Origin of the sequence: Streptomyces sp. NPDC055955 (genome assembly GCF_042270245.1) — a bacterium.
Lineage (GTDB): Bacteria > Actinomycetota > Actinomycetes > Streptomycetales > Streptomycetaceae > Streptomyces.
Genome location: NZ_JBHJYS010000042.1, coordinates 38,591 through 50,343 on the forward strand (window position 1 = coordinate 38,591; position 11,753 = coordinate 50,343).

Annotated in this window: 11 protein-coding genes; 5 read left to right on the plus strand and 6 right to left on the minus strand. The window is 69.5% G+C overall.

What is annotated here, in order from left to right; translation table 11 throughout:
- Positions 1-29 precede the first annotated feature (29 nt).
- From ACFC96_RS44945 to ACFC96_RS44960, 4 genes are all read right to left on the minus strand, one after another.
- Entirely contained in the window at positions 30-881 is an 852-nt protein-coding gene (locus ACFC96_RS44945; protein WP_376618482.1) for an ABC transporter permease, read from the minus strand.
- Positions 878-1,816, minus strand: coding sequence for an ATP-binding cassette domain-containing protein (locus ACFC96_RS44950; protein ID WP_340460024.1), 939 nt, complete (start codon positions 1,814-1,816; stop codon positions 878-880). The genes ACFC96_RS44945 and ACFC96_RS44950 overlap by 4 nt, the downstream gene beginning before the upstream one ends.
- A 662-nt stretch (positions 1,817-2,478) precedes the next feature.
- On the minus strand, positions 2,479-3,315 hold the full coding sequence (locus tag ACFC96_RS44955; RefSeq protein ID WP_340460025.1) for an undecaprenyl-diphosphate phosphatase: 837 nt from the start codon (positions 3,313-3,315) through the stop codon (positions 2,479-2,481).
- Entirely contained in the window at positions 3,312-3,950 is a 639-nt protein-coding gene (locus ACFC96_RS44960) for a phosphatase PAP2 family protein (protein ID WP_376618484.1), read from the minus strand. Before ACFC96_RS44960 ends, ACFC96_RS44955 begins: the two co-directional genes overlap by 4 nt.
- A gap of 182 nt (positions 3,951-4,132) precedes the next feature.
- On the opposite strand from ACFC96_RS44960, the gene ACFC96_RS44965 reads away from it, so the two are divergent.
- The 3 genes from ACFC96_RS44965 (at position 4,133) to ACFC96_RS44975 (ending at position 6,601) form a co-directional block, all read left to right on the plus strand.
- Positions 4,133-4,528, plus strand: a complete 396-nt coding sequence (locus ACFC96_RS44965; RefSeq protein WP_376259580.1) for a BlaI/MecI/CopY family transcriptional regulator — start codon at positions 4,133-4,135, stop codon at positions 4,526-4,528.
- A 15-nt stretch (positions 4,529-4,543) separates the two neighbouring features.
- On the plus strand, positions 4,544-5,473 hold the full coding sequence (locus ACFC96_RS44970; protein WP_376618486.1) for a M56 family metallopeptidase: 930 nt from the start codon (positions 4,544-4,546) through the stop codon (positions 5,471-5,473).
- Between the two features lie 156 nt (positions 5,474-5,629).
- Positions 5,630-6,601, plus strand: a complete 972-nt coding sequence (locus tag ACFC96_RS44975) for a zinc-binding alcohol dehydrogenase family protein (RefSeq protein WP_376618488.1) — start codon at positions 5,630-5,632, stop codon at positions 6,599-6,601.
- A gap of 655 nt (positions 6,602-7,256) precedes the next feature.
- Here the strand turns inward: ACFC96_RS44975 and ACFC96_RS44980 are convergent.
- Together ACFC96_RS44980 and ACFC96_RS44985 are read right to left on the minus strand one after the other, a co-directional pair.
- Positions 7,257-7,988, minus strand: a complete 732-nt coding sequence (locus ACFC96_RS44980; protein ID WP_376618489.1) for an HAD family hydrolase — start codon at positions 7,986-7,988, stop codon at positions 7,257-7,259.
- A gap of 374 nt (positions 7,989-8,362) precedes the next feature.
- Positions 8,363-9,046: a hypothetical protein gene (locus tag ACFC96_RS44985; protein ID WP_376618491.1), complete on the minus strand. Its 684-nt coding sequence runs from the start codon at positions 9,044-9,046 to the stop codon at positions 8,363-8,365.
- Positions 9,047-9,420: 374 nt separating this feature from the next.
- Here ACFC96_RS44985 and ACFC96_RS44990 point away from each other — a divergent pair, with 374 nt between their 5' ends.
- Both ACFC96_RS44990 and ACFC96_RS44995 read left to right on the plus strand, forming a co-directional pair.
- Positions 9,421-11,082, plus strand: a complete 1,662-nt coding sequence (locus tag ACFC96_RS44990; protein WP_376618493.1) for an MFS transporter — start codon at positions 9,421-9,423, stop codon at positions 11,080-11,082.
- 339 nt (positions 11,083-11,421) lie between these two features.
- On the plus strand, positions 11,422-11,753 hold a 332-nt coding region (locus tag ACFC96_RS44995), incomplete at its 3' end, for a pep a2 (RefSeq protein ID WP_376618495.1).

Consider the following 11,753-nt stretch of genomic DNA (forward strand, 5'->3'; position numbering starts at 1 on the left):
GGTCCGTCCCATGATGCGGAGCCGATGTCTCAGGCGTCGCTGCGCAGCAGCCGGTACGCCGCTCCGGCCAGCGCCAGCGCCGTCCAGCCGAGGAGGACGAGGAGCCCGGCGGCAGGCGACAGTGTGGTGGAGTCGTGGGCCACGGCGAACATCGACGCGCCGGCGTGGCTCGGAAGGTAGGGGTCGATGTCGCCCTGCCATGTGCTGGGCAGCAAGGAGACCAGTCCGGGGACGAGCATGAGGGCGGCGACCAGGACCGAGATGCCGCCCGCCACGGACCGCAGCAGCGCGCCCAGGGCCGTGCCGATCACACCGACCAGACCGAGGTAGACCCCGGCGCCCAGCAGGCTGCGTACGACACCGGCGTGGCCGAGGCCCATGGCAACGGGCGTGCCGTGGACGATCCGGCTGCCGACGAGGAAGGCGACGAACGCGCCGACGGTGGCGACCACCAGCGCGACCAGCCCGTACACCGCCGCCTTGGACCACAGCACGGGGAGCCGGTGCGGCACCGCGACGAGGGTCGAGCGGATCACGCCGGTGGAGTACTCGCTCGCCGTGACCAGCACACCGAGGACACCGAGAGCCAGCTGGGCGAAGTTCGTGCCGAAGAGGGACAGGCTCACGGCCGTCGCGGAGACGAAGTCGCGCTCCATGGGACGGCCGGAGTCGAGCCCGGATTTGTAGTGGCTCGCGGCGATGACACCGAAGGCGACGAGGAACAGCAGGCCCAGGCCGAGGGTGATCCAGGTCGAGCGCACGGACCAGAGTTTGGCCCATTCCGAGAACAGCACACGCCGTCCGGTCACGCGGTAGACGGGCCCGGCCGGAGCGGCCTGCGCGGACTTTGGGGTGTCGGGGGTTGCCGTGAGGGTGCTCATGCTGCGCTCCCGGAGGTGTCGGCGCCCTTCGTGGCGCCGTGGTACTCCACGGCGTCCCTGGTCAGATCCATGAAGGCTTCCTCCAGCGACACCGTCTTCGCGGTCAGTTCGAACAGAGGGATTCCGTGCTCGGCCGCCTTCAGCCCGATCTCACGAGCGGTCATCCCGGTCACCTGCAGTTCCTCGGAGCCGACGCGGCCGATGACCTCCACGCCGGGCCCGGACAGCACGTCCCGCAGCCGGGTCGGGTGCTGGGTCGCGACCGTGACGGTGTCACCGCCCGCCGAACGGACCAGGTCCCGTACGGTCGTGTCGGCCAGCATCCGCCCCCTGCCGACGATGATCAGGTGGTCCGCCACCAGGGCGACCTCGCTCATCAGGTGCGAGGACACGAACACCGTCCTCCCCTCGGCCGCCAGCGAGGTCAGCAGATTGCGGATCCAGAGGACGCCCTCGGGGTCCAGACCGTTGACGGGCTCGTCCAGCATCACCGTCTGCGGATCGCCCAGCAGCGCGGCGGCGATACCGAGCCGCTGCCCCATGCCGAGCGAGAAGGCACCGGCCCGCTTCTTGGCGACGCTGCCGAGACCGGCGAGTTCGATGACCTCGTCGACGCGACGTCGCGGAATGCCGTGGGTGAGCGCGAGCGCCCGGAGATGGTTGCCGGCCGAGCGGCCCGGGTGGATCGACCTGGCCTCCAGGAGCGCTCCGACCTCCTGCAGGGGTGCCTGGTGGCGGGCGTAGCAGCGGCCGTTCACCGTCACGGAGCCGCTCGTCGGCGCGTCGAGCCCGACGATCATGCGCATGGTCGTGGACTTGCCCGCCCCGTTGGGTCCCAGGAAACCGGTGACCGTGCCCGGCTTCACCGTGAAGTCCAGATCGTCGACGGCGGTCTTCTCCCCGTACCTCTTGGTGAGCTGCTGTGCGTCGATCATCGGCTTCTCTCTTTCGGGCTGCGCTGTTCGACACTCCTGACGCCTCCTCCGCAACGCTAAGACCGCGATGGCCCCGATCCGGTGGTACCGGGGGCTGAAGAGGGCCGGTCGGGTGGTACTGGGGTACTACGCCACGGCGACGTGACCTTCGGACGGCTCTGTGGTGGCCGTCCCGGCGGCCTCTGGTCAAGAGGTGTGAGCCGTCGGGTGCGAGTCGGGGCACGTGACCGCTGTCCACGTACCACCCGGCCTGCGGCCGTCTTCCGCAGCAGCCCGTAGGCCAGGACCGGCAGGAGCAGGGCGGCCGCTCAGGAGAGGACGACTGCGCGGCCGAGCCGGCGTCGCAACCAGTCGGTCGCCTTGTCGGGCCGGGCAGCGCTTCGGGGGTTCAGGGCGGCCTTCTTCCGTCGCGGGAGCAGGGGCGGCAAGGAACGCCCGTATGCGCCGGGCCGCGCAGTTGTTCATCCGCCCATGGTGCTCCGCCCGGACGGGGTGGTGCGTGCTGTGCCGCACGGCAGTCAGGATGCGTTCAGGTGTCCGTCGACGTGACGGTGCCATGACGCCATGCGGCTCACACGTTGCTCCTCGACGGCCACCGCGGCGCCGTCCTGCGCCGGCTGCCCGGCACAGCGATGGCCGGCGGCGCCGTCCCCGTGGCCCGCTCAGGCGTTGAGGACTCCGGCGCCCAGGAGAGCGAACAGGAGTACACCGACGACGAGCCGGTAGATGACGAAGGCGTTGAAGCTGTGCCGGGCGACGTACTTGAGCAGCCAGGCGATGGATGCGTACGCGACGACGAAGGAGACCACGGTCCCCACGACGAGGGGCGCGGTGTCGGCGCCGGCCCCGAGGGCGTCCTTGAGTTCGTACAGGCCGGCGCCGGTGAGTGCGGGAATGCCGAGGAAGAAGGACAGGCGCGTGGCGGCGACGCGGTCCAGGTCGAGGATGAGCCCGGTGGACATGGTGGCGCCGGACCGCGAGAAGCCGGGGAAGAGGAGGGCGAGGATCTGGGAGGAGCCGACGAGCATGGCGTCCTTCAGGGAGGTGTCGTCCTCGCCACGCTTGTGCCGGCCCATCTGGTCGGCGGCCCACATCAGTCCACTGCCGACGATCAACGACGCGGCCACGACCCAGAGCGAGGCGAGCGGGCCCTCGATCAGCGGTTTGGCGGCGAGCCCGACGATGACGACGGGGATGGTGGCGTAGATGACCCACCAGGCGAACTTGTAGTCGTGGTGGTAGCGCTGATCGCGATGGCGCAGGCCGCGTCCCCATGCGCCCAGGATCCGGACGATGTCCTTGAAGAAGTAGAGCAGTACCGCGGCGATGGCCCCGACCTGGATCACCGCGGTGAACGCGACGACGGACTTGTCGTCCACCGGGATGTTCATCAGCCCTTCCGTGATCTTCAGATGGCCCGTGGAGGAGACGGGCAGGAACTCCGTCACCCCCTCCACCACGCCGAGGATCACGGCCTGTCCGATGCTGATGGCGCTCACGTGTACTGCCTTTCCGTCGAGAGTGCGTGGTCGGCCCGGCGCCGCCACAGGAGAACAAGGAGTGTCGCCGACGCCGCCCAGCAGGCGGCCAGCAGCCATCCGGCCGCGACATCGGTCGGCCAGTGCATGCCGAGGTAGATACGGGTGAGGCCCACGGCAGTGGCCCAGATCGCGGGGACGGCGAGCAGCATCGACCGTACCGGGCCATGCGCCCTGCGGTGCACGGCGAGGGTGAGCAGGAGAGCGACCACCATGGACGTAGCGGTGTGGCCGGAGGGCATGGACCATCCACTGGCTTGCGCCGCCCAGTCCGAGGACGGCGGTCTGGGCCTTGCCAGTGCCGAGGCCAATGCCATACGTGGCAGTTGTGCCGAGACCAGAGCGAGCACCCCCGCCAGTGCGCCTCGCCAGTGAGCGGTGCGTTGCGCGAGTGACCCGGCCAGCGCCGCCAGCACGTAGGCCGGCGCTCCGCTGCCGGTGTCGGTCACGATGGTGGCCAACTGCCGCGCCCAGAAGGGACGGTGGTGGAGAACCCATCCGTGCACGGCCGTGTCCAGGGCAAAGGGCGACGGCCGTGCCGCGACCGCGGCGACCAGCGTCCCCAGCAGGACACCGCACACTGCCAGGACGGTCACGGCAGGCCACCACGGCATGCTCTCGCGCCGAGGGCTGTGGGCAGACGAAGGAGGCATCAGGCATCCTGTGAGCAGGGTCCGCCGCACGCAGGGACGTGGCAGCGGGGCTGGTAGGCACATTATCTTCTATTCGCGAATAGAAGATACGGGTGACTGTAGACCAGGAAGGCAGGAGGACGGCGTTGGGTGCTCAGGGACATGCTTCTGAGGCAGGTGGCAGGCGCCGGGCCAACGGCGCGCTGGAGGCCGAGATCCTCACCTTGCTGCACTCGGCCGGACGCGCCCTGACCCCCGGGGACGTGGCGGAACTCCTGACGGCGTCCCCCGCGCACACCACCGTGGCCACCACGCTCGCCCGACTGCACAGCCGTGGCGTCCTCGCACGCACGCCCGTCGGCCGCAGTTACGCGTACGAACCCGTCTCCGACGAACCGGGGCTGACGGCCCGGCACATGCACCGGGTGATGGAGGCAGGCACCGACCGCGCCTCCGTACTGACCCGCTTCGTCGATGAGCTGTCGGACGACGACGAAGACCTGCTGCGCCGCCTGTTGGGCAGCGACGGCAGCGACGGGTAGCGGAGAGACGTACCGATGCGTCTGGCCGTCTACCTGCCACTTCTGCTGCCCGCGCTGGCCGGCCTGAGCGCGGGCCCGCTGACCCGCCGCCTCGAACCGCGGCTGGCGACGTGGCTGTTGACCGCCGCCGGACTGATCCTGGCCGGGTCCAGCACCGTGGTCCTCGGTCTGCTCGCCGTGGCCGGACTGGTGCGCCTCCCCCTGATCGATGCGCTTGAGGGCTACTCGCCCACGGTGATCGCCCGCCAGGACCCCGCGGCATGGCCCGCGGCCCTGGCAGGAGCCGTTCTGCTCACCCTCGCGGTGGCGGCCACCGTCCGGCTGACCGTGCGCCGCGCCGGGGCACTGTGGTCAGCCGCGCTGGAAGCGGCCTGCCTGCCGGGAAGGGAATCGGTCGTCGTCACCGACGACCGGCACGCCGACGCCTACACCATGCCCGGACTGCCCGGCCGGATCGTCATCTCCCACGGCATGCTCGACGCTCTCGACCCCACCGGTCACGACATCATCCTGGCCCATGAGCGGGCACACCTGAACCACCATCACTACGCGTTCGTCACGCTCGCCCAGATCTCAGCGGCCGCCAACCCGCTGCTTCGCCCGTTGGCCACGGCAGTCGCCTACACCGTCGAGCGATGGGCCGACGAGTACGCCGCGCTCCACACCGGCGACCGGCGCGCCGTCGCTGAAACCGTCGCCAGAGCCGCCGTCGCCACCAAACGAACCCGCGCGCTGCGCCTGCCCTCGGCGGCTCTGGGGGTCCTCGGCCGCAGCCCTGCGCCGGGCGTCGTCCCCCGCCGAGTCGCAGCCCTGCTCGCACCTCCCCCACGCAGACCGGCCCACCTCCTCGCCGCGGCCGGAGCGCTGGTAGGAGTGAGCAGCGTCTGCGTGCTGGAAGCCGCCCATGACTTGCACGAGTTCCTGGAACTCGCCCATCTACGCTGACGAGTACGCTCCGGCGCAGGCGAGCACACAGTGCCGGGGGGCCTCGGTGCAGCATTCCCCTCGCCTGACAGAAGCGTCCCCTCGCCTGACGGAGAAGACCGCTGTCCCGCTCCCGCAGGACAGCGGCAGCAGCTCGAGATCGGAGAACGGAAGCACGTGAGCACCACCTCAGCCACGTCCACACCCACATCGCGAGTCCTGCTCCTGGAGCGGTTCGGCACCCTTCCAAGTCTCGTGGAACAGGCGGCTCCCCAGCCGCGACCCGGCCACACCCTCGTACAGATGAAGGCGGCGACGGTCGCCCACCTCGACCTCAACGTCCTCGATGGACAGTTCGGCATCCTGCCCGACCTGCCCTCCATCCCGGGCACACAGGGCAGCGGCATCGTCCTCGCCTCCGACACCCATCCCGAGGGCGCGCTCGTCCGGGTGCGCGGCGAAGGGCTCGGGCTCAGCCGCGCAGGCGCCTGGGCGCAGCACGTGCTCGTGCCCGACGCCGCCGCCGAGGTCATGCCGGAAGGCACCGACCCCGTGCTGGCCTGCATCTACTTCTCCCCCGTCGGCACCGCCTGGGCGTCCGTGCACCCGATCGCCCAAGTGCGTCCGGGCGAGCGGGTCATGGTCACCGGCGCGTCCGGCGCGGTCGGCGCGGCGGCGGTACAGCTGGCCGCCCGGGCGGGGGCCGAGGTCGTCGGCGTGGTCGGCCGCCCGGCCAAACTGCCGCACGTTCCCGGCGCCGCCAAGGCGGTCCTCGCGTCCGATCTCTCCGAAGAGGAGATCGGCGGCAAGGTCGACGTCCTCATCGACACGGTCGGCGGCACGATCCTGCGCGATGCCCTCGGCCTGGTCCGCCCGCGCGGCCGGGCCGCGCTCGTCGGCTACACCGCAGGCCGTGAACTCACCCTCGACCTCGCGGACTTCTTCCTCGCCGACGTCTCGCTGCTCCCCGTCAACATGATCAGCCGGGGCAGGGAGGTCGCCGCGGAAGTCGTGCGCCTCCTTCCGGACCTCTCCTCCGGGGAGCTCACGCTGCCGTACGAGCGCTACGGCATCGACCAGCTCGAAGAGGCGGTCAGGAGGCTGCGCACGGGCGAGGCGATCGGCAAGGTAGTGCTCGATCTGGGCTGAACCGGGGGGCCGAGGCGGCTGGAGTGGCGGCTGGCGGGCCGACGTGGCCGCGACGGCTGGTGAGTCGGCGTGGCGGTGACGGCTGGCGGGCCGACGTGGCCGTAACCGCTGGCGGGCCGGCGTGGCGGTGACCACTGGCGGGCCGGCGTGACCGTGGCGGCTGGAATGGCGGCGACACGAGACCGATCCCGGCGCCGGCCCTGTGAACTCGGGTGTGGGCAGGGCGTGCACGACTTCGTTGACGCCCCAGTCGTAGCCGCTCACCGTGGCGCCCTCTCCCTGACCTGTGGACGAACGGACCTACGGCAGCGGCCCCGGGCCGTGTCGTCAGGGCACTGGCGACAGGGCCGCCGACCCGGCTCGGCCGGCGGCACGCGCCGCGCAGCAGACGGCTCTCTCCCCCGGCCCTGGTCGTGCACTCGCACATCACTGACACACATGGTGTGTTCGAGGCGCGTGGCGCGGTGCCGCTGTCCCCTCGGATCCCGGGGCGAGCGAACGGCCTCAGGTGGTGCAGTCCGCCATGCCCCCAGCACGGCGAGGAACGGTACGCGACGAGCGCGGGTGGTCGTGAAGGACCGCGAAAGCCGTGCACGTGAGAGGGGGAAGGCGTTGACTCAGGACGTCACTCATGACGACCGTGCGTGAGAGCCGGTCAGCTGTTCCTGCGTGAAAGGCGGTCGGGAAGGTCGGTGAGCCGTTCTATGCGGAGCACCGTCTCGTCCGCTGTCGGCGACGGTCCACCGGTGACGAAGTCGATGCCGCGGTCCAGCCAGATGCCGGTGAGCCCGGCACGGACGGCTGCTTTCACATCGCTGTCCAGCATGTCGCCCACGTTGACTGCCCGCGTCGGGTCCGTCCGCATCCGTCGGCAGGCGGTTGCGTAGGCGACGGGCTTGGCCGCACCGAGCTCGGTCGGGGTCAGGACGGCTTCGAAGTATTCGAGGAGGCCGAAGCGGGCGAGCTTGGCGGACTGCTGCTCGGGATCCCCATTGGTGAGAACAGCCAGACGCGGTCCTCGGGCAAGCCGTTTCAGGCTCTCCAGGCATGGGTGGACGTCGGGATAGCACCGCCAGGACTCCTCGAACGGGGTGAGGTAGCGCTCGGCGATCCAGGCGTCCTGAAGCGCGGGACTTTCAGGAACCGGCTCGCCGAGCATCGGCAGGAAGGAGCGGAGCCTGCGTCGGTGGTGCTCAGCGAACGAGCACTGACCGGCCAGGTATTCCCGCATGTGGCGCGCCTCAAGCGTCCACCACAATGTCACCAGCTCCTCCCGTGGAGCCGTCGCGTTCGGCGCGCCCTGGACGATCTGACCGATCGTTTCCAAGACCGCACTCCGGTGATCGACCAGGGTGCCGTCCAGATCGAAAAAGATCACATCTGCCACAGGACGATCATCTCGTGGTGCCTGCCCCTGGCGCCAGAAGGCAGGTGTCGCGATCTTCCCTTCAGGAACGTTGCCCGGGTGTTCACGCCGGAGCGAACGCCGCGGGACATCCGGACACTACGGCGACGGCCTTCAGCCATCCAGTCAGCCTGACCCCAACACCCCCTCCACGTAAGGAGATCCGAGCAAGTGCCGGCTGCCGCGAGCCTTGACGGGGCTGACCATCACCGAGGCCGGCTCCTGGGTCGGCGAAGCCCGCCGTCGTGGCATGTCGTGGGACCGCATCGGCGAAGCACTCGGCATGCGCTGCCAGTCGGCGTGGGAACGCTTTTCGTGACACGCCAGAGCTGCGTCAGACACTCGAAACCCACCTGTCACACGTCAATGCGCCCGCGTGCGTCTCCGAGCCACGGCATCAGGCCCCGTTGTGCGACCTGCAGCACCTCATCCGGAGGCAGTTCGTCAGCTCGTTCGATCACAACGAGACCCCAGTCTTTCCGGCACACTGCGCCAAGTGTCACCGCACGCTCACGCAGCAGGTACTTCACCGCCGAAGCCACGTCGGCCACCGGTGGGCTCACCTCATAGCCGGCGAGCTTCCCGACGTACCAGTCCAGCCAGTGCTCGCCTTCTCTCCTCGCGGCTCTGGCCAATGCGCGCTCCGCATTCCCGTCAAGAAAGACCATGACTGGCCGGACCCGAGCGAGAACCTCGGTGAGGACAATCATGAAGGCGTCGATCGCCTCCTCGCCGTGCCTCATGGCCAGTAGCGTCGGCACGAACGGCATCAGCGCGTCCGCGATCACCACGTCGTCACCGCTCGCCATGATCGCATCGACGAACTGCGCAGTCGCCGCGATGAGTGTCTGCCGTCGGACCCTTCCGGTCGCCTTGAACTCCTCGGCCACCGCGGCGAACTGCGGTCGGGTCAAGATCTCTTCCTCGCGAAAGTGGTCCACCCGCAGTCCCGCATCGGTCAGCCACCGAGACAGCCCGTCACACAACGTCGACTTGCCGACTCCCGGTGACGCTCCCCAAACAGTGATCAGAACTGTCATGGCTGCCGAGCCTAGAAGCGGGAGCCACGACTGCCAACTCCCCGGCGTCCCCGGCCGTCCGCGCCTCAGACCTGGTCTTCACGCGAGAACCGTTCGGCGCTGGCAGTGGCCGGCCCGGGATCGAGCCTCGTGGCGTCGTCTCCCCCGACGCGGGCGACGAGGGCCTGACAGGGACCTGGAGCACCAAGGAGCAGGAGGTCATGGCCGACCGGATCGAACGCCAGGTCGAGCGATTCGCGCCCGCTCCGCCGCGCGTACACGTTGTGCGGGCGAGCGTCACCATGTGTGCAGCGGCGGCGCGCGGGCACCTGGCGGATATTGGGTTCTCTGCGGCGCGCAGTGAGCGCGCCCGCCCGGACGAGGAGGTAACCGCCGTGATGACCCCCGCCCCATCGGAGGAACCCGAAGGCCGGGAGCAGGGCTTGGGCGGTGGAGGCAGTGAAGGCGGTGGAAGCGATCCGGATGGGGGCCGGGACTCAGGCAAGGGCCGCGCCCGGCGCCGCGATCCGCTCGACGAGGCCGCGGCGCCGGGCGGCTCCGGGCTCGGCGTCATCACCACGGCCGTACCGGCCCGGCTGGACCGGCTGCCGTGGTCGCGCTGGCACTGGATGATCGTCGTCGGTCTGGGCACCGTGTGGATTCTGGACGGCCTCGAAGTGACGACGGTCGGCAACATCGCGAGCCGGCTCTCGGAGGAGGGGTCCGGGCTGACTGTCACCTCCGCTCAGGTCACGGGCGTTGCCGCGGCCCTCTACGTGGCAGGGGCCTGCTCGGGTGCACTGTTCTTCGGCTGGCTCACCGACCGGTTCGGCCGCAAGAAGCTGTTCATGGTGACGCTCGCGGTCTACCTTGCCGCGACCGCGATGACCGGTCTGTCCTTCAGCGCGTGGTGGTTCTTCCTCTTCCGCTTCCTCACCGGTTTCGGTATCGGCGGCGAGTACGCGGCCATCAACTCTGCGATCGACGAGCTCATCCCGTCGAAGTACCGCGGCAGGGTCGACCTCGTCATCAACGGCAGCTACTGGCTGGGCGCGATCGGCGGGGCGCTGCTGTCGATCGTCATGCTGAACACGGACTACTTCCCCAAAGACCTCGGCTGGCGGCTCACCTTCGCTCTCGGTGTCGTCCTGGGTCTGGCGATCCTCCTCGTACGGCGGCACGTACCGGAGAGCCCGCGGTGGCAGCTCATCCATGGGCACAGAAAGGACGCCGACAAGCTCGTCGACTCCGTCGAGCGGGAAGTCGAGGAGGAAAAACACGAGGAACTGCCGCCCCCGGCAGGCGAGATCACGATCCACGAGCGCAAGAGCATCGGCTTCGGGCTCATCGCGAAGACCGTCTTCCGCAGCTATCCCAAGCGTGCGGTGCTCGGACTGTCCCTCTTCGTCGGGCAGGCCTTCCTCTACAACGCGATCACGTTCGGCTTCGGCGCGATCCTCACCACGTTCTTCGACGTCGAGAGCGGTCACACCGGCTACTACTTCGCGGTGATCGCGGCGGGCAACTTCATCGGCCCGCTCGTGCTGGGCAAGCTGTTCGACACGGTGGGGCGGCGCATCATGATCGCCGGCACGTACATCGTGCCTGGCATTCTGCTGTTCATCACCGCATGGCTCTTCGACCGGGGCTCACTCACGGCCAGCACGCTCACCGCGTGCTGGTGCGTCGTGCTGTTCTTCGCGTCGGCGGGTGCGAGCAGCGCCTACCTGACGGTCTCCGAGGTCTTCCCCATGGAGACCAGGGCCATGGCCATCGCGTTCTTCTACGCGATCGGCACAGCGGTCGGCGGGATCAGCGGCCCGCTCATCTTCGCCGACCTCACCGCATCGGGCGTCCCCGGCGATACGGCCCTCGCCTTCTGTATCGGGGCTGCCCTGATGTGCGCGGCCGGTGTCGTCGCGGCGTTTCTCGCGGTCGACGCCGAGCAGCGGTCCTTGGAAGACATCGCGAGGCCTCTCTCCCAGACGGACAAGAGCGTCGGACAGCGGCCCGGCAGCGGGAGCGGCCGGGCCCCCGCAGGCGGCACGGGAGGCTGAACGACCGCCGCTCACGCGCCGGTGTGCCGAGAACGTCGGGAGCCCGCATCTCCGGTGCGGTGGTCGCTCCCAGCAGCTGACGTCAGGGGCAGGCCGTACACGCACTGTGACCGTCTCTCTTACGCCGATAGGGCCTCCGTCCCAGGGCAAATTTCCTTCTCCCCGCTGGCTTCCAGGCCTTCACCGACACGCGGCGTGTCCGCTCGCCTTGCACGAACGGCGTAAGCCCCCCACCCTTGCACTGACTCAGAAGCGATCAGCGCTCACGCTACGTGTTCGGGGTACGGCCCGTAGGGGCGAGCGACGAGCGGGAGCTTCGCCGGTGAGGAGCCGAAGACGATGAATAACGCAGTGCCCTGCTACTACCACCTCGATGTCGAGGTCAGCTCGGAGCGTGTCTCGCAGGTCAGGCGCATCCTGGCCGCCCATCTCCGGTACTGGAAGCTGGACATTCTCGTCGACCCCGTCTGCCGCGGCGTCGAGGTGCTGCTGCACACGATCGACGAGCACGCCACGGACAAGAACACCACCGTCGAGATGTGGTGGAACGGTCAGCATCTGATCACCGCGGTGTCCGACCACGAACGTGACCTGCCGGGCCCGCACTACGCGCCCCAGGGCTGCCTCGCGGAGATCGCCGCGCTGAGCGACGGCTGGGGCGGCTGTGCCAC